The following is a 21,847-nucleotide window of genomic DNA, read 5'->3' on the forward strand; positions in this document are numbered from 1 at the left end:
GATCGGCCATGGAGAGAAGGTATCAAATCTCTCCCTCCGACGCCAGTTAATTTTTGCTTCTTGTTGGCAGATTTTTCAAAGGGCTAAACTGTTACTTGCAGTTGAGTCTATGTATAGGGAGTTATGCTTCAGGGATAACCTGGCTTGGACCGTGGCTGCATGATCTTCCATCTCGGTTGGAGGGGAAATAAAGATGTAAGTTGAGCTGTTCTCAGTCGTTATTGCCACGCACCTTTGAGGTGCTTGCCATGGCGGGAACTTACATGAGTCATGCAGAGCATTGTCCAGCTCAGGTGAGAATCAAAAAATGGTATCTGTAGAAAGACAGGAAGGATGTATGCCCGAGTTGTTTAGATCCAGTCGAATCAAGGAGATGGTCCTGCCCAATCGTTTTGTCCGGTCAGCCACCTGGGAGGGGATGGCCACGGAAAAAGGTGAGGTGACTGAGCAGCTAAATGGATTGATGCAACGCCTGGCCAGGGGCGGGGTGGGACTGATCATCAGCGGGCATGCCTACGTGCTGCCTACTGGAAAGGCCGGTCCCTGGCAGCTGGGTGTGGACAGCGATGGCCTTGTGTCCGGGCTTTCGGATATGGCTGGTGCTGTGCATGAAGCTGGGGGGCGTGTTATTCTGCAGTTGGCCCATGCCGGATGTCAGGCCCCGGCCAAGTTGACCGGACAGGATGCAGCAGGACCTTCTGCACTGGACAAGGAACAGGACGGGGTTGCCTGCCGGGAGATGAGCGGCGTGGAGATCGCGGAGGTCAGGGAAGCCTTTGCCGCGGCCGCTCTGCGGGCCAAAAAAGCCGGGTTTGACGGAGTCCAGATCCATGCCGCCCATGGCTACCTGCTTAGCCAGTTTTTGTCCCCGTATTTCAACCGCCGGACTGATGAATATGGGGGGAGCCTGGAGAACAGGGCCGGGCTGCTGGTGGAGGTGGTGCAGGCTGTGCGGCAAAGGGTCGGGCCTGAGTATCCGATATTGGCCAAGATCAATGCCCAGGATTTCCTGCGGCCCGGACTGACAGCAGATGAGATGGTCCAGGTGTGCCTGTTGCTGGAGCGTGCCGGACTGGACTGCGTGGAACTCAGCGGGGGCACCCCATTGTCCGGGGACTATGTTCCGGTCCGCAAGGCCAAGGTGCGATCCAAAGAGGAAAGCGTCTTCTACCTCCAGGAAGCGCGGGAATACAAAAAGCGGGTTTCCCTGCCCTTGATCCTGGTCGGGGGTATCCGGAGCCTGTCCACGGCCCGGGACCTTATTGACCGGGGGATTGCCGACTATGTGGCCCTGGCCCGGCCCCTGATCCGGGAACCGGAACTCATCCGGCGCTGGAAGCAGGGCGATGAAAGTCCGTCGGCCTGCACTTCAGACAATCTTTGCTTCCGTCCGGCATCATCCGGGGAAGGGGTCTACTGCCTGACTGCGGTCAGAGAGAAGAAAAAAGAAGAGGGCTGAGAGCTGGGGGAGATGTTCATTGCCTGGGGAAACGAACAGGAATGCGCGTGCTTTTAAAAGATCCTCTTCCCCAGGCAGGAGGCCACGATCCCGGCGGCCACTTCCGCACTCTGGTTTCTGATATCCAGGACCGGATTGACCTCGGCCACATCCATGCTGACCATCATATGGGTCTCGGCAATCGCTTCCATGATCAGGTGGGCCTCCCTATAGGTCAGCCCGCCGGGCACCGGGGTGCCCACGCCCGGGGCAAAGGAAGGGTCCAGAGCGTCCAGATCGAAGCTGACGTGGAGGGAGTCGGACCTGGGGCACACCGTGTTCAGGACCAGTTCAATGACCGCTCCGATACCCATTCTGTCGATGTCAGTCATGGTGAACACGGTAACGCCCAACTGCTGGAGGTTCTCCTTTTCCAGGGGGTCAATGCTGCGCACTCCGATGACAGTGCAGTTTTCCGGCCGGATCTTGGGACCGAAGCCAAAGAGCTGAACCAGATCCGGGTGCCCCAGCCCCAGAGAGGCGGACAGGGCCATGCCGTGGATGTTTCCGGTTGGCGTGGTCTGTTCGGTATTCGCGTCTGGATGGGCGTCGATCCAGATCAAGCCGGGAATCATGCCCTTGCGCCTGCAGGCTGCGGCCAGGCCCGCGATGGAACCCAGGGCAATGGAGTGATCTCCGCCCAGGCACAGGGGCAGATGGTTCTGCATCAGGGAATCCTGAAACATCTGGGCCAAGTTCCTGGAGGCCTCCGCGATCTGGGGCATGAACTTCAGCTTCACGTTGTTCACAGCCTGGTCTTCCCGGTTGGGGACCAGGACATCCCCCAAGTCATCCACTGCATACCCCAGGTCCGCCAGCTTATCCTTGATCCCGGCGATGCGCAGGGCGGCCGCGCCCATGCCCACTCCCCGGCGGTCGGCTCCCAGATCCATGGGGAATCCAATGAGGTCAATGTTCATATTGGTAATCAGTGTCCATGAGCTGAACTCAAGAGATGGGAGGGGACAATGAGTCCCCGAGGTCGAGCCGGTCTGCTCCGCAAGCCCCGGGAACTCCAAAGCGCTGGGATCTACTTCCCGGACCCGATCAGGGGAAGCTCCTTGTCCACCTGGAAATAGACCAGGAACACGTCTCCGCGATGCATCCGCTCATCAGGGGCATAGCTCCGTCTGCGCAAGGCCTCGATCTTTTCTTCATCCTGCTCTTCACTGACTTTGGTCAGGAAAAAGCGCTTTCCCTTGTAGCCGGATCCCTCTTCCAGAAAGAGATACGCGGCCTTGGGGTTGGATTGCAGATTGGCGTGGGACAAGCGGTCGCGCATGATAAGGGCCAGGGTCCCGTCCTCCATGACGTGGGGGCGGGCGTACAACGCGCTGTCCACATTACCGTCCCTGTCTGCTGTGGACAGTACGCCGATGCCCTTGGTGTTTTCAAAGTAGGTGGTCAAGTCCATGCATATCTCCTTGTGGTTGTGTAGGTGCAGAAGTGTCTGCCGGTTAGCGGCTATGGGGCAAAATCCTGGGCAAACAGTTCCAAGTACTGCCCATAGCCTTCCTGTTGTAAGTCTTGAACTGGAATGAAACGAAGAGCCGCGGAGTTGATGCAGTAACGGGTGCCAGTGGGCTGGGGACCGTCGGGAAATACGTGCCCCAGGTGGGAGTCCGCGTGCCTGGAGCGGACCTCGGTCCGGGTCATGAACATGGACCTGTCTTTCCTGGTGACGATGTTGTCCGGCTCCAAAGGGCGGGTGAAGCTCGGCCAGCCGGTCCCGGAGTCGAACTTGTCTTTTGACGAGAACAGAGGTTCGCCGGACACGATGTCCACATATATGCCTTCCCTGGAGTTGTCCCAGTACTCATTGAGAAACGCCGGTTCGGTCCTGTTCTCCTGGGTTACCTTGTATTGCAGCTCGCTGAGCCGTGAGCGCAGGGCATCAGGGTCAGGCTTGCCTCGGTCTGGTTGGTTCTGAGTCCGGGCTTGGGGACTTGGTTCGTCCGGGGTGGCCCAATGGCTGGCGATGAAGGATTCGCGCCCGGACAGGGAGCTGTAGCTTGTGTAGCGCTGCGGATTTTTCCGGTAATAGTCCTGGTGCCATTCTTCGGCCGGAAAGAAGTTTTTTAACGGCTCGATTTTGGTTGCTATGGGCTGGTCAAAGCGTTTGGACACCTCCAAAGCGTGTTTTGAGGCCTCGGCAGTTTCCTTTTCCGCTTCGGTTTGATACAAAACAGCCGAAGAGTACTGATACCCCCGGTCGGCAAAGGATCCCGAATCGTCCGTCGGATCAAACATGGTCCAGAAGGCGTCTACCAGCTGGGCATAGGACACGAGTTGTGGATCATAGATGATCTTTACCGCTTCCCGGTGGCCGGTTGATCCGGAACAGACCTGTTCGTAGCTCGGGTTGTGCACATGGCCGCCGCTGTAACCGGATATTGCTTCCTGCACACCCGGTATCTTTTCGAATTTGGCCTCGATGCACCAGAAGCATCCTCCGGCGAAATAGGCCTCCTGTCTGTTTACTGTTTCCGTTGCCTTGGCAGTGGAGGCAAGACCTATTGACGATAGAATCATGAAAGCAATCAAGGTGTTCATGGCATCCTCTGGGGTGAAAGCGTGCACTGTAAATCCAGCGGCAAAGAGTACAATAATTATTCGTATGCGTTTGGCAAGCACACAGGGGACAAAAAGGCTCTTTGGCCCGCGAGCGTATTTGTTCAGGGGGCCTTGTCCCGCGAGGCGCTGAAGGCCTCCTGATTCCGGCTGATTGATAATTTTTCGTATCAGTCCCAACCCAGGGCTCCTGGCCAACAGTGAGCCACATGGCTGGTCACCGCCTCGCGGGACAAGGCTCCCTGAACTTTGGGAAGGGGGTCTGAACGATTACCCGCGAGCTGCTATGAGATGATTGTGATAACCGAAAAGTGATCAGATTTTGAGGTCGTGATCACCGAAAGTTGACCACCCCCAGGGGGGGCACCCCTATGATCGCCCTAATGGGCCAGCCTTGAAAGTGTAAACTGGTATTGATATTTTTATACTAAAAATGTATATTGGTTTTTACGCTTCTTGAGGGGGAAGTCTTGGATTATTGGTTTTCAGAGCAACAGGTCCGCCTGAGGAATCTCCCGGATACACAAAGATACCTGTATCCCAAAATTGATTGGTCTCTTCCCTGCCTTGGTATCCTTGGGGCCAGGGGGACCGGTAAGACCACAATGATGCTGCAACACCTGCTTGAGCACCACAAAGGATCTGCAAAAGCTCTCTATATATCCATTGATCACCCGAAGTTCCAGGCCATTTCCCTCTATGATTTTGGACGGGAGTTTTTCGCTTATGGTGGGCAAGTACTTTTCCTGGACGAGGTTCACAAATATGAAAATTGGGCGAGCCACATCAAGGCTCTTTATGACTTATGTCCCGGCCTGCAAATCATTTTCTCTGGATCAAGCATCGTACAGCTCCATGAGCAGGATGTAGACTTAAGTCGACGAGTTGTTTTGTATTCGTTACATGGTCTTTCCTTCAGAGAATTTCTTTTGTTTGAGTTTGGACTGTCTCTTTCTGCTCTTAGCTTGGAGGATATCTTAAAAGACCATGTAGGGATCGCCCAAGAGATTTCAGCACACATACGTCCTTTGGAGCACTTCGAGGGCTATCTTCGCTATGGCTATTACCCGTTTTTCCTTGAGGGCAAGGATGTCTACAGTTTTAAGCTTGCTAATGTCATCTCCCAGGTCTTAGAGACGGATCTGCCAATGACAAGGCATGTAGATTTCCGGCAAGTTGGTAAACTCAAAAAACTGATCACCTTTCTTGCTGCAAACGTGCCATCTCAGGTCAATATCCAAAAGCTCTCCAGCCTTACTGAATTATCCCGTCCCAGTGTCTATGGATATCTAGAGAGCCTGTCTCAGGCCAGACTTCTCAACTTGGTCAGGCATGCCGGGACAGGATACAAAAAGCTCTCCAAGCCTGACAAAATCTACTTGGAAAACCCAAATTTGGCCTTTGCCTTATCTGAAGGCTTCAATACAGGAACCCTCAGGGAAGCCTTTTTTGTCAATCAAGTCCAAAATGCATTCAGCTATCATCCTGGTATGTTGGAGTCCCCAATCGCTAGTGCCGCCCAGGGTGATTTTCTGGTCCAGGAAAAGTATACTTGTGAGATAGGCGGCAGGAATAAAGGAACACACCAAATACAAAATGTTTCCAACTCCTATGTGGCTGCTGATGGCATAGAAGTTGGCTTTGGCCGCAAAATTCCGCTTTGGCTGTTTGGCTTTTTGTACTGAGGGTAAAGAAACCCTCTCATGGTTTGTTTACATATTCCATGAAGGCAAAGAATGAAAAGGGGGAAGAATTGGGCCATGCCCGTTTACGGCAAAGGCGCTGGTGGAGCAGGGGGTGTTGACCCGGGGCGGGAGTTTTGACTAACCTTTATCAGCATTCGGCAGTGTTCGGTCCAGGAACTGTGCAGGTGGCCGGAGGAAAGAGGGAGCGCATGGAACATACACAGGATTCGAGTCATACGGAGAGGATACTGGTGGCTCTGGACGGTTCGGCCCCCAGCAACCGGGCGTTGGATAAAGCCATCAGCCTGGCCGAGAAATGCCAAGGAAAGATCTACTTGATCCGCATCCTGGAAATGGAGGCCCAGGACGGGCCCGGGAAGGAAGGGCAAAACCGGCTTGTGGAGGATATGCAGGCTAAGCTGGGCAATATACGGGAGGACGTGGAGAAACATGGACTGGAGTGTGATTTTGTGGTTCATGTGGGGCCGCAAATAGCCCCGTTGATTGTCCAGGAGGCGAAAGACAAGGATATCGACATCATCGCCATGGGCACTCACGGATGGACCGGGCAGACCGCGATTGTGGCCATGGGCAGCGTGGCCCGAAAGGTCTTGTGCTCTTCCCCGTGTCCTGTGCTGATCATCCCCCCCCATTCATTGTCCGGCAAGTCTTCCGATTGTCAAAAGTAGGGCGCAGTGCTTCTCGGTCTGGGGTTGCGTTTGTTACTGAGCCGAGCGCACTGATAGATGTGGAAGGTAGAGGACTATGTATGCATACCAGATCATGAGTTCGCAGATTGCGATTGCGGACACACACCAAACCCTGGCCCATGTGTCCTCGTTCTTTGTAGATGAGGAGATCAACGGAGTTGTTATAGTTGACGGTAAAGGCGTACCCTGCGGGATCATAAGCAAGTCATGCATCATTCATGCGGTAGCCCAGAGCCAAGAGAGTACCAAAACGGTTGATGCATTTATGAGCGTATCTTTTGCCACTGTAAAACCTACCAATTGGGTAGAAAATATAGACTTTGGTCAGAACAAGTACGTTGTAGTCTGGGACGGGCGCGATGTTTTGGGAATGATAACCAGGCCGGGTATAGAGAGGATTTATAATCGATCTGCTCACGGATGTTTTGTTGAGTTCGGACAATTTATAGATCATATAAACAATCCGATTGTCCTGACAGACAGGAATGGCTGGGTGCGTCTCTGCAACAACCAGTTCTCCTCAATTCTTGAAAAGGATAAAGAAGGGGTTATAAATTCTAGACTGTCTGATCTGATGCCGGTTTTGGAAAAAATAAAAGGTCCAGGGGAAAAAGATACTGAACAAAAGCTGAGTATTGGGCGCACTTCTTATCTAGTCTCTTGGGTCAATCTCACTCAAGAGGAAAAAAAAATTGGTATGCTAGGTTTCTTCTACAATCTTACTAAAGAAGAGGCAATAAACGAGAGGTTGAAACAAACAAAACTCCTTTCATTACAACTTGATGCGATTATCGAGTCTTCTTTCGATGGGATCTTTGTTACTGATGGAGAAGGGAAAGTTCTGCGTGTTAATCGCGCATATGAAAGGATTACTGGAATTAAGGCAAAAGAGGTCGTTGGCAGGACCATGCAGTCACTGGTCAAAGATGGATTTTACAATGAATCTGTCACAATGAAAGTTCTTGAATCCCGGCGTGAGGTGACCATTATTCAGCAGGTCTCCAAAATGAACAAAACGATTGTGGTTACAGGAAATCCAGTTTTTGATGATACACAGAATATTCGCCTGGTGGTCACAAATGCACGTGATGTGACTGAGTTAAGTTCCCTGCAGAACAAGCTGCAGCACATGGAATCACTGACTTCAGGTTTTGATGACCAACAGCGGAATATGAGGATAGATAAAGAGCTTGATGACAAGTTTATTCTTGCTTCCAAAGCCATGCAGGACATGAAGCAGTTGGCAAAAAGACTGGCCAAGGTTGAGTCGACACTTCTCATTCAGGGAGAATCAGGGGTTGGTAAGGGCGTATTTGCCCAAATGGTGCATGCCTTCAGCGAAGTTAATGACAAGCCGTTTATGCAGATAAGCTGTGCGGCGATACCTGAACAACTCCTGGAGTCCGAGCTGTTTGGCTACTCTGAAGGTGCATTCACCGGTGCAAGTCGGGGAGGCAAGAAAGGCCTGTTTGAGCTGGCGGACGGAGGATATATTTTTCTTGATGAAATCGGGGAAATGCCTATAGCTCTTCAAGCAAAGTTGTTGCGCGTTATTCAAGAGTTGGAGTTTTATCGCGTTGGTGACCCTGCGACGCCAATCAGAGTCAATGTGCGGATCATTACTGCGACTAACAGAGATTTGGAGGAAATGGTTGCTCAAAAAACCTTCCGAAAGGATCTTTTTTATAGACTTAATGTAGTTCCTATATTTATTCCTCCACTTCGGGAAAGAAGGGATGGAATTATGACGAAAATACAAGCCTTTATGAAAAAGTGCAATACAAAATATGGATGGAGTAAGCAGATCGATCATGATGTAATGCGAGCTTTGGTAAATTATGAATGGCCGGGAAATGTTCGAGAGCTCGAAAATACAATTGAAAGGATGGCTGTGATGAGTGAAGGTGATATTATAAAATATCAAGACCTCCCTCCCAGTATTCAAAAATCCGAAGGATTTAACAATTCTATAAATAAGAGTCTTAAGTCAATAGTCTGTGAGGTAGAGAAGTCCGCCATTCAGGATGCCTTGAATACATATAAATCCACACGAAAAGCAGCAAATTCCCTGGGTATTAACCAGTCCACAATAGTCCGAAAGGCAAAAATGTACGGGTTGGTCAGTCGTGGAGGTTTTGATGCATAGGTGCATCACTGATGCGTTTGTGCATCAATAGACTGCCTTGCTCGTGTTTTGTAGGTGTGCTCGTCATTTCTTCTTGCCCAGTCAGCACAATTTAGATATCCCTCCGCAATTCCTGGATGTATTGACCATCTCTTGCTACTTTTTCTTCTTTTAAAAACGCAATCAGCATAAGTTGCACAAGATGCACAAGCACCCTACCTGGTCAATTGCTATGCATGTCTGATGCGTACATGCATCACTGTGTGGTTTTGTGATGCCCAAGAGATGGTGGTTGATCACATAAAAGCCATTTGAGGCTGAAGTCAAAGTATAATTTCATATATATATCAAAGTGATAAAGGGAGGAAAATATATACATGGCAGTATCATTAGGTCGAGGTTTGCTATGGCATGTTGTTTGCTTTGGGGGACATGGCTTGCGCAAGCCATCAGTCGAGTGAGGATAGGTCACATTGTCGTTTTGTCTGTATTACGTAAGGAGTAAGGGATGAGCCTACAACGCACTTATGGTGAAGAACAGCCCGGAATCAGTCTGGGCAAGCTTACCATGCGCCTGCCGTTTGTTCATTATCGGTTTGAATGGCCGGACTTTATTCAGGGCTTGTTGCTGTGCACTGTTTGTCTGTCCATCATTCCTGTATTGACCGGTAAGTTGGGCATGTCGTTTGAAGTAGCCCTGGCTATTGTCATATTAAATGGAACACTCTATCTCGCCCACGTCACCTTCGGAGATCCGGTCGTCCCAGGTTGGATTACTCCTGCTATACCCTTGATCATCGCCCATGTGGGAAATTTTGATCCCGGCGTTGAGCGGATGCAGGCCCTTATTGCTTTTCAGATGACGTTTGGACTGTTTTGCATAGTGTTGGGGACTACAGGGATAGCCAAAAAAGTGGTTTCCTATATTCCAAATGCAGTTCAGTCAGGAATTCTTCTTGGAGCAGGTTTTTCGGCTGTACTTTTGGTCTTTGAACCGGGAGAAGGACTCAAGAGTTTTGATGCCTATCCATGGACGATTACGATCTGCATCGGGCTCGCATTTTATTTGCTTTTTGCTGAGCATTTCAAGAAGCTGCGGCACAAAAACAAAATTTTGTATCACATATCCAATCTGGGGATGATGCCTGCGCTTGCCCTGGCAATCATTATCGGGCCGATGTTTGGAGAAATTTCGTGGCCCACGTATGACGGCAATATCTTCACCAGACCTGATTTTGCTACTTTGTTTTCCGATTTCACCATGCTGGGCGCGATTCCGATCCCCTCTTTTACCATGTTTATAAGCGCCGTGCCTCTTGTTTTGAGTGCCTACATCGTCGTCTTTGGCGATGTTCTGCAGTCCCAGGCATTGATTGAAGATGCGCAAAAATACCGGCCGGATGAAAAGATCGACTACGATCCGAACCGCTCGCATATGATATTCGGAGGCCGGAATGTATTCATGAGCGTTTTCGGGCCTGATATCTCCATGTGCGGTCCCTTGTGGGCGGCAATGCAGGTTGTTATTTGCGAGCGGTACAAGCATGGACCTGAGGCCATGGACTCTCTGCATGGGGGGGCAGGGTCCTTCAGGTGGGGAACATGGGCCGGGTACTTCATCGCCCCCATCGTTTCCACAGTGAAGCCGATTCTTGGAGTCGGCCTTGCTTCCACCATGTTGATTCAGGGATATGTCAGCGTCCGGATCGGGGTTTTGAAATCAAAGACTTTTAACGACCTTGGAATTGCCGGAGTATCCGGGGCTATATTGGCTACTCGGGGCGCGGCCTGGGGCTTGGGAGCGGCCCTTCTGCTCTGTCTGCTCATTTATTTGGGCGGGGACAAAAAGAGGCCCTATATCTCTGAAGAGCCGGTCTTTCCCGGAGACTCTCCTGAAAAGATCGCTGAACAGGTCAAGGCCCGGCAAAAAGAGGCACAGGACAGGGCTGTCGCCAGGGATGATTCGTAGTTGCGGCGGCGAATCTTCCAGGTTGACACCCAGGGTCGTTTCCTGGCCGAACGCCGGCATGAGCGAAAACCTCTGCCGGCGTTCGGCCGGAATAAGCTTTGGGAATAACCGGGATACGGGCTGAACTCTGGGAAGGGGACTGTACGATTACGAACCTTGCCTGTTTTACTGCGGCGGACATATATGGCTTATATCGAAGGGTATCCCGGGCGGTACGATGCGGTGCGCACCAAGCGCCATCTCTGGCTCATTCTCATTGCCTGCGCCACACTGGTTGGACTTGCTGCATGGTCTGCTTGTGATCAGCCGCAAGGGGATCAGGGGATAGGCTGGGCTGTCCTTGGTGTGATATTCCTGTTGATGACGGTGGTTTCACTCAAGCTCAATGCAAAGGGCTGGAAAAGATTCCTGGCACCTGCCCGGTATGCGCGGGATTTGGCAGGAGATACAGAGGTTGCCGATCATCTGGCCGAGCTGGATGATGCCCATTTCGTCATGCACGATTTTACCTTTGAATTTTTTCACGTCCATCATTTGGTTGTTTCGCCGCTGGGAATATTTGTTGTTGCCCGCCTTCCCTCGGAAGCAGAGCTGTCCGTGCACAACAACGTCCTCTTCGCCGGAAGGGAATCGCTGGAAGATTTAGCCGGCCGGATGTGGCGGATCTGCCACCTGGTCAACATCATAGTCCACAAAGGATTTCAACTGCAGATAATGCCTCAGCCTATCCTGGTGTGCGCAGCAGGGAGGACCCCTGAGATCGGCACTTTTGACGGGATTCGAATTCTGCCCCTGGATGCATTGAACCGGGAAATATGCTCGGCAAAGCAAGAAACCATGCGGCCTGAAGAGACGGCGAGTATTGCCGGCTACATCGCCCGTCGTTATGTTCAAACCAAATAAAACCCAACCAAGACTCAACTGCAAAAAGTCGAAGACTGGGGTTAAACGCACAAATTAAAATTTACAACTATTTGATTTCACTTAAAACTTTCAACTTAAAACTTAACACTGCCTGCAAAAACATATTTTTGCAGGCGCATCAACCAAGGGTATGCGCGTTTTGACGACTCCTTCATTCGTTAAACTTGCAGCTGGGATTCATGTGCTTTTTTTTCTCGGATTATGGGCACATCAGATTATTTTTCTGGGAACGGTATCGTTTCTCCATATGACAGTAGGCGTGTTTCTCGTTCTGCTCATGGTGGCCAAAACCAAGATAGCTTGGTTTCTTTGCCTGGCCTATGACGGGATACTTGCCACATCAATTGGTTGCGAATTCTCCAGTACTGGAATGAACTGGGGGAACAAAGCATCTATCGGCGAAGTCATGGTGTTAATCCTGGGTTTATCGGCAATACTTGTGCTTTTTCGACCGCGGATGCTCCGCTTTGTTTTCATGAACAAGAGATAAACGGATTCACATAAATCCATAGATCCTATGAAAAGGAGCATTGTATTATGTCTCATTCAACAGTCTTTAGGACCACAAAAGAAAATATCATCGGACCTGGATCCATCCAAAGCCTTGGAGAGCGGATTTTAGCCCGCGGATGCCGGAAGCCGTGTATCGTTACCGATCCGGGGCTGGTTCAAAGCGGGATTGTGGAGCAGATAGAAAAACTTCTTCTGAGCAGTGGCCTGGAGAGCATTCGCTTTGATCAAGTGGAGGCCGATCCGAAATACGAGATTGTCAACAAGGTGACTGCCTTTCTGGAGGAGAACAATGCGGATCTGGTTGTTGGATTGGGAGGCGGTTCTTCCCTGGATATAGCCAAGATTTCGGCGGCCATGGTCTCCAACCAAGGCAGCGTCGAGGATTACTTCGGGATTGATCTTCTGGCCCGCAAAGGCCTGGATCTCATTCTTGTGCCCACCACCGCTGGAACCGGTTCGGAAGTGACCCCAATCGTTATCCTTTCCGATGAAAAGAATAAGCTCAAGAAAGGTATTGTAAGCTCCCATCTTTTTCCTGACTTGGCAATTCTAGATCCAGAATTGACTGTGGGGCTTCCTCCTCATGTTACAGCTGCGACCGGCATGGATGCCTTAATCCATGCAGTGGAGGCCTATACCTCAGTCCATGCGACACCCATGACCGATATGTTCGCCAAGCAGGCAATAGAGCTTATTTCGAACAACTTGCGGACTGCCTTTGCCAACGGGAGTAATCTGCAGGCCAGGAATAGGATGCTTGAAGGCAGCATGCTGGCCGGCGTTGCCTTTGCAAACGCAGGGGTGACAGCAGTCCATGCCTTTGCCTATCCAATAGGAGCCGAGTTTCATATCCCGCACGGGGTGGCGAACACCATCATGCTGATACCGGTCATGGATTTCAATATTGTGGGCAATCTAGACAAATTTGCACATCTCGCTGAATACTTGGGGCAAAATACTGAAGGGCTGAATAAGCGGCAGGCAGCGAGTTCGGCGGTGCAAGCGATCAGAGAGCTGGCCGAGGACTTGCAGGTTCCATCCCGGTTGCGAGATTTCGGGGTGCAGGAGAGTGATGTCCCGGGATTAGCCGAAGGGGTCATGCAGGTGACGCGTTTGCTGGCCAATAATCCACGCACGATGCAGCTTCAGGATGCCGAAGAGATTTATAGAAAGGCCTTGTAATTGGAGCATACCATGTTTGGACTGTATCATTCCTATCTGAATATTGATGTGGGTGCGCAGGCGGCAGACCGAAAGACCTATTCCCAGGAGCAGGCCCGCAGCTTTCTGGGAGGGAAGGGGTTGGGGACTGAGCTGCTTCTGAAGCAGAATCCTCCCCAGGTGGATCCTCTCACCCCGGACAACCGCCTCATTTTTGCCTGCGGGCCATTGTCCGGGACCAGGATCTGGGGGTCGGCCAGGTATGGGGTGTTCACCAAGTCTCCGCAGACCGGGATGTATTCCGAGTCGTATTCCGGCGGGACTGTGGCCGAATACATGGTCAAGACCGGGTACGACGCCTTTGTTTTTCATGGACGTTCGGAGTCGCTGTGCTGGATTGAGGTCTCGGATACAGGCGTCCACTTTCATCCGGCAGACGAGCTTGCCGGGAAGGACACCTTTGCCACCGAGGACTGGATCAAGGACTGGATACAGAACAACCGCCAGGATGCGGACGGATGCGGGGTGGTGGTTATCGGTCCGGCAGGGGAGAACCTGGTCAGCTGCGCGGTCATCGAGAACGATTACTGGCGAAGCGCCGGGCGAACCGGAGTGGGCGCAGTCATGGGGTCCAAGAATGTCAAGGCCATCGCCTTTCACGGCCGGACCAAGAAAGAGGTCGCCGATCCCCGGGCAGTCCAGGAGGCGGTCAAGAAGATGACCGCTGCATCCAAGGGAAATCCGGGTGTGAAGGCCTATAAGAACTTCGGAACTCCCATGATGGTTGATATGCTCAACGAAGCCAAGGCGTTTCCGTCCCGCTATTGGTCCCAGGGGGTGAGTCAACATTGGGAGCATATCAATGCAGCGGCTCATCAGGAGAAGTGCGAGGTCCGGGCCAGCGCATGTCCCAAATGCCTGATGGCCTGCGGCAAGGTCTCCACAGTCAAGGAAGGGCGACACAAGGGCCTGAAGCTCGAAGGGCCGGAGTATGAAACCATCTACGCCTTCGGCGGCCTGTGCGAGGTATCCAGTATAGAAGAGATAATCTATCTCAACGACCTCTGTGATCGCCTGGGGCTGGACACCATCACTGCCGGCAACCTGGCCGGGTTGAGCATTGAGGCTGCTCGCTTGGGGCGGATCGACAGCGGCCCGGAGTATGGAGATGTGGACGGTATTGCCCAGCTGATACGGGATATGGCCCACAGAAAGGGCAGGGGGGATCTCCTGGCCAAAGGGATACGGGCTGTTGCCTCCGAGTGGGGAGTAGAAGATATAGCCGTGCACGTCAAAGGCCTGGAGCCTGCGGGATACGATCCCAGGGTGCTCAAGGGTATGGGGCTGTCCTACGGGACCTCGGACCGCGGGGCCTGCCACCTCAGAACGACGTTCTATAAGCCGGAGCTGGCCGGGATGATGGACCCGGAGCAGATTGAAGGCAAAGCCGCTATGCTTGCCGAATGGGAAGACAGGCTGACCATCTTCGATACCTTGATCCTGTGCCGATTCTACCGGGATCTGTATCCATGGGAAGAGCTGTCCGAGGTTATTGAGGCGGTTACCGGAGAGCATCTGGAGACTGCCGATATGCGCCGGATTGCGGCCCATGTCAGCGATGGGACCCGGCGCTTTAATATCCAGGAAGGATGGACCCCTGACGACGACCACTTGCCTGTGGGCCTGACCGAGAAGCCGCTGCCGGAGACCAATGCCACGATCAGTCGCCAGCAGATGCAGACCATGCTCGATGAATACTACCGGGAGCGGGGCTGGAATGCGCAGGGGGTGCCCAGGGAATGATTCACGCTCTAAACGGCTTGTAGAATGCCTGATCCGCCAGGGCCAGCATGGGCCTGTCCCCTGGCGTATCACCATAGGCGTAGACGTTGCTGTAGCCCGCCGGATAATATTTCTGTCCTATCCGGCGGGCTTTTTCTTTTCCGTGGCAGTTTCGGCCGTGATATCTTCCCGTGATCCGTCCGTCTTTTTCCTCCAAAACAGTGCCGATCAGATCGATCTGCATGCTTGTCGTCCAGGCCCGGAGCCAGATGTCCGGCGAGGCGCTGACCACGACCACCTCATGGCCCTGCCGCTGGTGCCAGTTAATGCGCTCGAGACCCTGGGGCCGCAGGATGCGGGGCAGCCGTTCCAGGGCGTAAGCCGATCCCAATGCCCGGAGTTCTTCCGTCCGCCAGCCGGCGAAAAAATGGGTCAGGACCTTTTGTTTGGCTCGTCCGTTGTCCAAAAGCTTGATGGCATAGGCGGCGAGAACGGGAGAGAGAAGGCAAGCCCCGGTCAGCATCCTGGGCCTGCCCACGGCGTAGGCAATAAAATCAGACAAGGAGTCTTTGAAGGTCAGGGTGCCGTCAAAGTCGAATAGGGCCAGGGATGTGGTGGACATAAGTATGAAATGTTTTACAAACCCCAATGCCTGCCAAGGCGCAGGCACGCTTGCGCTAACGAAGCATGAAAATAATGCTACAGTGAAATACAGGTTCTTTTCCGCCATTCCCGCGGAGGCGGGAATCCATTTTTTTATGTATGGTCATGACGAGTCAGTCTTTCCACTAGATTGCCCGGAACTCACTTGTAGAAAGCAATATTCCGGTTAATGTACAAAATTTTATCCATTAAGTGATTTCTGGTCCGAAAAATAGTGAAAAGATTGGATACGCATGCGGATTATCTCTTGCATTGTGACTTCACTATACTGCTAAAAAGGAAAAAACACAATGTCAATCAAGAAATTGTTTCAAATTTGATGCGACCGAAGAAAGTTGACGATCAAGTGTCAGAAGTTCAGCGTTGTGAAAATAGGCTGTACCAGCAATGATTGCATCAGGAAGTTTGATTTTCCGAATGCGGCGTATTGTGATCACGATATTTTCTATCTCCCTTGTCAGTGGAGCATATCGAAGTTCTGCCAAGCGCTCTCGTATGAGCTGCTCCTCGTACACAGTGATGCCTGGAAAACCGAGAAGCTCCATGCGGGTTATAGCGCTCACTGCACAGGACCCCGCCAGGATATTCCGGTTAGCGACAATTTCCATTACCCGGTCATTCTGTTGAAGAAGTCCCAGGATGAAGTTTGTGTCCAGGACAAACTCAATTCCACTCATTGCGCAGCTTCTCTTGGATCGTGACCGGATCGCCGCTCAAGGCGTCCGCATTTTCTAACCCGCCCGCGAGATCACGAAGAGTGCGTTTGCAGCGTGTAGGTTCGTTGGCGTCTCTTTGGCGCAAGAAATCACCGAATTCCAGCCACAAAGTGAGCGCCTCCGGTGAAAGGTTGGCTTCAATTTCCCGCAATCGGCTTTTAATGGCTTGCATACACAGCTCCTCTGTTTTTGAGATGTGCTTGGCAATATCTTACTTGGATACAAGGATAGAAGCAAGATACTTGCTCAGGAAGAGCAAATCGATGTTGAGGGGGACTGTCATTGCGAGGCGAGAGTCATAACTTTGGTCCAGGTTGAGTGTTTTTACCGCCTTGTTGTCGAAAAATCCCCCTCAAAAGGGAGACATGGGTGAAGAGCAGCAGCGGTTTTGGTGTGTTGTGTTTCGCAGAAACCCTGATTTGTTGTGTGCAGACACTGTAAACATCCGATTGGGGAAATTGCCCTGTAAGGTACAAATACGGTCCTCCCCTTGAGGGGGGAACCCAAGGGGGGTGTTTCCTGCAAATTCAGGGGCGGCGGTGATCTACAGCTTGGTCCGTTTGAAAACCCATTCCGGCAGGTGGATAATTATCCACATGATCAGCCGCCAGATGGGCTTGACGTAGATCGTATTTTTCTTTTTGGTCACGCCTTTGTAAATCCGCTCGGCAACTTCCCCGGGCTTGGCGGCTAATTTCTGCGGCAAATCCAGTCCGGCGGTCATCTTGGTGGCCACGAATCCGGGCTTGATCGTGAGCACCTGCACCCCCGCCGGAAACAAACGGTGGCGCAGCCCGGAAAGATACACACTTAATCCAGCCTTGGCACTGCCGTAAATGTAGTTGCTTTGCCTGCCCCGATCCCCGGCCACGGAGGATATGCCCACGATAAAACCGTGCCTACGTCGCTCGAAATCGGCGGCAATGGTTTCCAGGATACTCACCGCTCCAGTGTAATTGGTGTCGATGAGCTTCTGGGCGTGCTGCATATCGTCTTGTCCTTGCTTTTGATCGCCCAGCATCCCGAAAGCCAGAACAACCCCGGCTGGTTTGGGATCAAGCTCGGCGTAAAACGCAGCATGGGAAGAAAAGTCCAGGGCATCGAAGAATCGGGCCTTGGCCTTGATCTGGTATTTAAGTTCCAGATGGTGGACTTCCTTGTCCAATTTCTCCGTATTCCTAGAGGCCAGGTAGATATTGTAACCGGCCTGGGCGAAACGCCGGGCCGTGGCCTTGGCCATGTCGCTATTCGCCCCGAGTACGAGTATCCAATCGTGGGTCATAAGCCGAGCCTTTGGGATTGAAGAGAATGGAAGGTATCCGACAGCCCCATTGAGGAGCGCAACTGCCGGAAGTGGTCAATCTGGGGATATCCTTGCTCAAATGTTTCACGACTAACCCGGGCGTCTTTAGCCAGATAGATCCGCCCGCCGTGCTGCAGCACGATGCGATCCAACCGATCCAGCAGGGCGAAAAGCCCCGGCTCAATCTTAAAATCCAGGGCCAGGCTGTACCCTTCCAGGGGAAAGGACAGGGGATTGCCGTTGGAAGGACCATAGAGCTTAAGCACGGCCAGAAAGCTGCCCATGCCACTGGCAGCGATTGTCCCCAACACCTCCTGCAAACCAGCATAGCTGTAAGCCTTGGGCAGGATGAACTGGTACTGGACAAACCCTTTGCGCCCGTAAATGCGGTTCCAATGGTTGATGGCATCCAAGGGATAGAAAAAGGAATCCACATCAGCAAAGTTCATGCTGATGCGGGAGCGGACCTTGGCGTAGTACAGGGCGTTGAAGGCCCGGACGCTGAGGCTGTTCAGGGTGAAACCGGGGAAGTCGCAGGGCACGGTCTTCGTTTTGCGGGGGCGGTAGGTCAGTTCGCCCAAAGGCGCGAACTTGCCCACCATGAGCAGGGAGCGGCCGAGATCCTTGCCTTTGGCCAGGCAGTCGATCCAGGCCACGGAGTACGGCCAGTCCGCGTAGCGCTCGAAGGCGGCAAAGGTTTCGTCCAAGTTCGTGGTCTTGATGGTGCCCTGCTCAATGCGGTTGGAAGGGACCGCCTTCAGGAAAAAGCTTGCTTCCAGGATGATGCCTGTCAGCCCCATGCCGCCGCATGTAGCCCGGAAAAGCTCAGGGTTTTCTTCCCTGGAACACCGCACCACCTGCCCGTCGCCGAGCATCAGAGTGAGACTCTGTACCGTGTCTCCGAAACACCCGTCCACATGGTGGTTTTTGCCATGTACGTCAGCGGCGATAGCTCCGCCCACGGTGATCAGTTTCGTGCCAGGGGTGACTTTGAGAAACCAGCCTTGGGGCAAAAACGTTTCGATGATTTCTGCAAGGAGCACCCCGGCCTCGCAGGTGAGCAATCCCGTTTCGGGATCAAAGTCCAGAAAGCGGTCCCGCTGCCGGCAGGGGAGAAACTGCGGGGCAAGGGCGCTGTCTCCGTAGCTCCGGCCATTACCAAAAGCGATCAGCGGGCCGATTTCAGAAAGCTTCTGCGCCAGGGCGCGCGGGTTGGGAAAGGCTACCGGGGCGGCGTCTACAGCCGGGTAGCGGCCCCATCCTGTAAGGTGCATGTGGATGTCCTAAATACAAAGCGTTTATCGAGGAAGTACTTGGTGGTGTAGCCGATGGTCAAACCTATGCCGCCGCCTACGTATTGCGATCCAGGAAAGTCGAACAGGAAAAAGAAAGCGGTTTCCGTACCCCAAAAGATGGCGGTGGTCACCACCCCCATAAGGCTGTAGAGCACAAATTTGGCCGCATTGTCCTGAGTGCTCGTGGGCTGGTAATAGAAGATCCAACGCTTGTCCAAGGCGTACTTGGTGAGCAGGCCAGTGAGTGTCCCTGCTGCCAGGGCAGCATAGATGACCCAAGGGCCTTGAAAAAAGTGAAAGAAGGGCCATTGAGTTATCAGATTTATAGATATAGAGATAAGGGCAAAAATGAGATATAAAAAAACAATTTTCATCTATTTTAACTTGTACAACTGGAATTTGTTTATTTGCTGTAATTTTTTTTCGACAGACTTATGAAATCTATTGATTTTTAGATCAATATTAGTGTTTACGTAAATATTTTCTTTGAAGTCAATCCTTTTTATAAAATTAGACCATTTTTCTTGTGTCTTATAATATGGAGTATAGTAAGGTTTTGCAAAATCTAAGTCTAATCGTAAATAGTTGAGGTGATTTTCAGGAAATACAATTACCGAACCAGGATTTATGTCTTCATATTTATTTTCAATTTTATATATGGTTTGAGTGTATGACTTGTCGTGGAGTAAGTAGTCGGTTGATCTGTATCCAATATTAAGTAAGAATGAAAATAGGGCAATAAAGACCAAAAAGTGTTTCATCCATTCGTTGTTTTTTAGTAAACACGATTTTTGTAAAAAGCTGATTAACGTAATATAGATCAAGAATGTTCCAGGAGATAAAAGTCGATAATTGAAACCATCGAAATGTGAAATCCATCTCAAGGTTATAATTGAAATAAGATAAGTAATGCCGACCGAAAGAAATACAATTTCAAATGCATAGTTATTATTCAATGTGTATTTCTTGATTTTATTTTTGTTTTTGTAAGCCATTAAAAATAACAAGGCAAACTGAAAAATAAATAATATTAAAGCTTTTTTTGATAAAGGCGGTGGTCCCCGAAAACTGGACAGTGTGCTAAGCTAAGAGTCAGACCCCTTAACGATGGAGGAACTGACGATGGGAACCAAGCGCAAAAAGCACAGTGCCGAGTTCAAAGCCAAAGTCGCCCTGGCAGCGATTCAGAACGAAGAGACCACCGCCCAGCTGGCCAGTCGCTTCGGTGTGCATCCGACGATGATCTCGTCCTGGAAGCGACAGCTTCTGGACGGGGCCGCAGAGCTGTTTGAAAAGGGCCATAAGGGCCGCAAGCAAGCCGAGGCGCACACCGAAGAGCTCTACCGGCAGATAGGCCAGCTGAAGGTGGAAAACGATTTTTTAGCACGCAAGCTCGGCGCCTGAGCGGTAAAGAGAAAAAGCAAATGGTTGAGCCGCAGAAACAGGAGCCGAGCATATCACGCCAGTGCCAATTGTTGGATTTGAGCAGATCTTCATATTACTACACCCCGGTCCCGGTAAAGGCCGAGGATCTGAAGCTGATGCGCAAGATCGATGAGCTGTATTTACAGCATCCGTGCTGGGGCAGCCGCTCGATGGTGCGCCAGCTCGGACGCGAGGGCATCGTTGTCAATCGAAAGCATGTTCAGCGGTTGATGCGGCTGATGGGCATTGAGGCCGTATACCCCAAGCCGCGCACCAGCCGGCCCCATCCCGAGCACCGGATCTTTCCCTATCTGCTTCGAAACTTGACTATCGATCGGCCCAATCAGGTATGGGCCACCGATATCACCTACATCCCCATGGAGCATGGATTCATGTACCTTGTAGCCGTCATGGACTGGAACAGCCGCAAAATCCTCTCCTGGCGGATTTCCAATACCCTTGAGCCAGACTTCTGCGTTGATGCCCTCCAAGAGGCCCTGAGCCGCTACGGACGGCCTGAAATCTTCAACACTGACCAGGGAGCTCAGTTTACCAGCAACGACTTTGTCAACGTCCTCAGGGACAACCAGATCGCCATCAGCATGGACGGCAGGGGGCGCTGCCAGGACAACATATTCGTGGAACGGCTCTGGTGGACCATCAAGCACCAGTACCTTTACCTGCACTCGTTTGACAGCGGTTCGGCCCTGCGCAAGGGCCTCTGTGCCTGGATCGCCTTTTACAACCACGACAGAGCTCATTCAGCTCTTGACAATAGAACCCCGGATGAGGTTTACTTCGATTTACCTCGTCCTTTCGCCGAGGTCGCCTGATGTCTTTTTACTTCTACTTTTTCTACTGCCTCTTAGCTTACCGCACCCATCAGGCTGTCCAACCTTTGGGGTCCACCTCCAAATACTGAATTGGAATTATTGATTCAGCGACAATGGCCTTAGATAGCATATAAAGGAGCTGTATATTTGATTCTGGTGCCTCAATTCGAGGCATGCCGGTTAGATGTCCGGTTATTTTGTAGTTTATTGATAAGTTAATAAGCATTATGAGAATGCAAGAAAAAGAAAGGCTTAATTTTCATTAATAGTTGCTCTCCTCTCGGAAATGCAGTATACTGTGATTAAAAGGAGAGCACCATGGATAAATCAATATTTCAAAATTTATTGGCCATTATTGATGATCTAACACCTGAACAGAAAGAAGAAATCAAGAAAGCAATTGATGAAATTGATTCGTTTAAGAAAGTAGTGTCTATAATAGATAGTCGTATCTTGTCAGATCTTAAATGTATATATTGTAAATCAATAAAAGTTAAAAAATGGGGAATACAGTCTGGATTACAAAGATTTATGTGTATGGATTGTAATCGTACATTCAATTCGCTTACAGGTACATCTTTGGCCCATCTTCGTAAAAAAGAACAATGGTTAAATATGGCAATTGCTCTCAAGGAGTCTATAAGCATCAAAAAGACTGCAGAAAGATGCACAGT

Annotated in this window: 19 protein-coding genes; 10 read left to right on the forward strand and 9 right to left on the reverse strand. The window is 51.3% G+C overall.

From position 1 onward, the window contains the following. Positions 1-337: 337 nt before the first annotated feature. Positions 338-1,459: an NADH:flavin oxidoreductase gene (locus tag N902_RS0112725; protein ID WP_027371225.1), complete on the forward strand. Its 1,122-nt coding sequence runs from the start codon at positions 338-340 to the stop codon at positions 1,457-1,459. Positions 1,460-1,512: 53 nt separating this feature from the next. On the opposite strand, the gene rocF is transcribed toward N902_RS0112725, so the two are convergent. The 3 genes from rocF to msrB all read right to left on the reverse strand — a co-directional run bounded on the left by rocF (position 1,513) and on the right by msrB (position 4,051). Further along, positions 1,513-2,418, reverse strand: coding sequence for an arginase (gene rocF, locus N902_RS0112730; protein ID WP_034622812.1), 906 nt, complete (start codon positions 2,416-2,418; stop codon positions 1,513-1,515). Positions 2,419-2,528: 110 nt separating this feature from the next. Next, a complete protein-coding gene (locus N902_RS0112735; RefSeq protein ID WP_027371227.1) occupies positions 2,529-2,912 on the reverse strand; it encodes a pyridoxamine 5'-phosphate oxidase family protein in 384 nt (127 codons plus the stop codon). 50 nt (positions 2,913-2,962) lie between these two features. Continuing rightward, positions 2,963-4,051, reverse strand: a complete 1,089-nt coding sequence (gene msrB, locus N902_RS0112740) for a peptide-methionine (R)-S-oxide reductase MsrB (RefSeq protein ID WP_027371228.1) — start codon at positions 4,049-4,051, stop codon at positions 2,963-2,965. Positions 4,052-4,539: 488 nt separating this feature from the next. On the opposite strand from msrB, the gene N902_RS0112745 reads away from it, so the two are divergent. From N902_RS0112745 to N902_RS0112780, 7 genes are all read left to right on the forward strand, one after another. Then, positions 4,540-5,754, forward strand: a complete 1,215-nt coding sequence (locus tag N902_RS0112745; RefSeq protein ID WP_027371229.1) for an ATP-binding protein — start codon at positions 4,540-4,542, stop codon at positions 5,752-5,754. Between the two features lie 209 nt (positions 5,755-5,963). Next, the gene (locus tag N902_RS0112750) at positions 5,964-6,443 is read left to right on the forward strand and encodes a universal stress protein (RefSeq protein WP_153304214.1); all 480 of its coding nucleotides are present in this window, start codon (positions 5,964-5,966) and stop codon (positions 6,441-6,443) included. Between the two features lie 94 nt (positions 6,444-6,537). Further along, on the forward strand, positions 6,538-8,610 hold the full coding sequence (locus tag N902_RS0112755; RefSeq protein ID WP_208596331.1) for a sigma 54-interacting transcriptional regulator: 2,073 nt from the start codon (positions 6,538-6,540) through the stop codon (positions 8,608-8,610). Between the two features lie 487 nt (positions 8,611-9,097). Beyond that, positions 9,098-10,558: a permease family protein gene (locus tag N902_RS17840; RefSeq protein ID WP_051564574.1), complete on the forward strand. Its 1,461-nt coding sequence runs from the start codon at positions 9,098-9,100 to the stop codon at positions 10,556-10,558. Between the two features lie 183 nt (positions 10,559-10,741). Next, positions 10,742-11,461, forward strand: a complete 720-nt coding sequence (locus N902_RS0112765) for an NERD domain-containing protein (protein WP_027371232.1) — start codon at positions 10,742-10,744, stop codon at positions 11,459-11,461. 558 nt (positions 11,462-12,019) lie between these two features. After that, positions 12,020-13,177: an iron-containing alcohol dehydrogenase gene (locus N902_RS0112775; RefSeq protein ID WP_027371234.1), complete on the forward strand. Its 1,158-nt coding sequence runs from the start codon at positions 12,020-12,022 to the stop codon at positions 13,175-13,177. A 12-nt stretch (positions 13,178-13,189) separates the two neighbouring features. After that, entirely contained in the window at positions 13,190-14,959 is a 1,770-nt protein-coding gene (locus tag N902_RS0112780) for an aldehyde ferredoxin oxidoreductase family protein (protein ID WP_027371235.1), read from the forward strand. A gap of 1 nt (position 14,960) precedes the next feature. Here N902_RS0112780 and N902_RS0112785 read toward each other — a convergent pair whose 3' ends face one another. From N902_RS0112785 to N902_RS17850, 6 genes are all read right to left on the reverse strand, one after another. Then, positions 14,961-15,560, reverse strand: coding sequence for an HAD family hydrolase (locus N902_RS0112785; RefSeq protein WP_034622814.1), 600 nt, complete (start codon positions 15,558-15,560; stop codon positions 14,961-14,963). 334 nt (positions 15,561-15,894) lie between these two features. Continuing rightward, positions 15,895-16,278, reverse strand: a complete 384-nt coding sequence (locus tag N902_RS0112790) for a type II toxin-antitoxin system VapC family toxin (protein WP_027371237.1) — start codon at positions 16,276-16,278, stop codon at positions 15,895-15,897. After that, positions 16,265-16,489 carry a hypothetical protein gene (locus N902_RS17845; RefSeq protein WP_034622815.1) on the reverse strand — a complete coding sequence of 75 codons (225 nt, stop codon included), beginning with the start codon at positions 16,487-16,489 and terminating at the stop codon, positions 16,265-16,267. The genes N902_RS0112790 and N902_RS17845 overlap by 14 nt, the downstream gene beginning before the upstream one ends. A gap of 372 nt (positions 16,490-16,861) precedes the next feature. Further along, positions 16,862-17,599: an SDR family oxidoreductase gene (locus N902_RS0112800; RefSeq protein ID WP_027371238.1), complete on the reverse strand. Its 738-nt coding sequence runs from the start codon at positions 17,597-17,599 to the stop codon at positions 16,862-16,864. Further along, positions 17,596-18,894 carry an FAD-binding oxidoreductase gene (locus N902_RS0112805; protein ID WP_027371239.1) on the reverse strand — a complete coding sequence of 433 codons (1,299 nt, stop codon included), beginning with the start codon at positions 18,892-18,894 and terminating at the stop codon, positions 17,596-17,598. Before N902_RS0112805 ends, N902_RS0112800 begins: the two co-directional genes overlap by 4 nt. Then, complete coding sequence (locus tag N902_RS17850) at positions 18,858-19,289, reverse strand: GtrA family protein (protein WP_051564575.1); 432 nt, start codon at positions 19,287-19,289, stop codon at positions 18,858-18,860. The genes N902_RS0112805 and N902_RS17850 overlap by 37 nt, the downstream gene beginning before the upstream one ends. Before the next feature lie 748 nt (positions 19,290-20,037). Between N902_RS17850 and N902_RS0112825 the strand changes: the two genes are divergently transcribed. Together N902_RS0112825 and N902_RS19785 are read left to right on the forward strand one after the other, a co-directional pair. After that, a protein-coding gene (locus N902_RS0112825) for an IS3 family transposase (protein ID WP_153304215.1) occupies positions 20,038-21,173 on the forward strand; the annotation gives its coding sequence in 2 pieces (ribosomal slippage) (positions 20,038-20,305 and positions 20,305-21,173; 1,137 coding nt in all). Positions 21,174-21,491: 318 nt separating this feature from the next. Continuing rightward, a partial coding sequence (locus N902_RS19785) for an IS1/IS1595 family N-terminal zinc-binding domain-containing protein (RefSeq protein WP_027371243.1) occupies positions 21,492-21,847 on the forward strand: 356 nt, incomplete at its 3' end.

Source organism: Desulfovermiculus halophilus DSM 18834, assembly GCF_000620765.1.
GTDB classification, from domain to species: domain Bacteria; phylum Desulfobacterota; class Desulfovibrionia; order Desulfovibrionales; family Desulfothermaceae; genus Desulfovermiculus; species Desulfovermiculus halophilus.

Coding starts and splice junctions, on each gene's coding strand:
- N902_RS17845 (WP_034622815.1), bottom strand. CDS start 16,489: ATGCAAGCCATTAAAAGCCGATTGCGGGAAATTGAAGCCAACCTTTCA.
- N902_RS17850 (WP_051564575.1), bottom strand. CDS start 19,289: ATGAAAATTGTTTTTTTATATCTCATTTTTGCCCTTATCTCTATATCT.
- N902_RS17840 (WP_051564574.1), top strand. CDS start 9,098: ATGAGCCTACAACGCACTTATGGTGAAGAACAGCCCGGAATCAGTCTG.
- N902_RS0112750 (WP_153304214.1), top strand. CDS start 5,964: ATGGAACATACACAGGATTCGAGTCATACGGAGAGGATACTGGTGGCT.
- N902_RS0112780 (WP_027371235.1), top strand. CDS start 13,190: ATGTTTGGACTGTATCATTCCTATCTGAATATTGATGTGGGTGCGCAG.
- N902_RS0112765 (WP_027371232.1), top strand. CDS start 10,742: ATGGCTTATATCGAAGGGTATCCCGGGCGGTACGATGCGGTGCGCACC.
- msrB (WP_027371228.1), bottom strand. CDS start 4,051: ATGAACACCTTGATTGCTTTCATGATTCTATCGTCAATAGGTCTTGCC.
- N902_RS0112775 (WP_027371234.1), top strand. CDS start 12,020: ATGTCTCATTCAACAGTCTTTAGGACCACAAAAGAAAATATCATCGGA.
- rocF (WP_034622812.1), bottom strand. CDS start 2,418: ATGAACATTGACCTCATTGGATTCCCCATGGATCTGGGAGCCGACCGC.
- N902_RS0112735 (WP_027371227.1), bottom strand. CDS start 2,912: ATGGACTTGACCACCTACTTTGAAAACACCAAGGGCATCGGCGTACTG.
- N902_RS0112725 (WP_027371225.1), top strand. CDS start 338: ATGCCCGAGTTGTTTAGATCCAGTCGAATCAAGGAGATGGTCCTGCCC.
- N902_RS0112755 (WP_208596331.1), top strand. CDS start 6,538: ATGAGTTCGCAGATTGCGATTGCGGACACACACCAAACCCTGGCCCAT.
- N902_RS0112800 (WP_027371238.1), bottom strand. CDS start 17,599: ATGACCCACGATTGGATACTCGTACTCGGGGCGAATAGCGACATGGCC.
- N902_RS0112805 (WP_027371239.1), bottom strand. CDS start 18,894: ATGCACCTTACAGGATGGGGCCGCTACCCGGCTGTAGACGCCGCCCCG.
- N902_RS0112785 (WP_034622814.1), bottom strand. CDS start 15,560: ATGTCCACCACATCCCTGGCCCTATTCGACTTTGACGGCACCCTGACC.
- N902_RS0112790 (WP_027371237.1), bottom strand. CDS start 16,278: ATGAGTGGAATTGAGTTTGTCCTGGACACAAACTTCATCCTGGGACTT.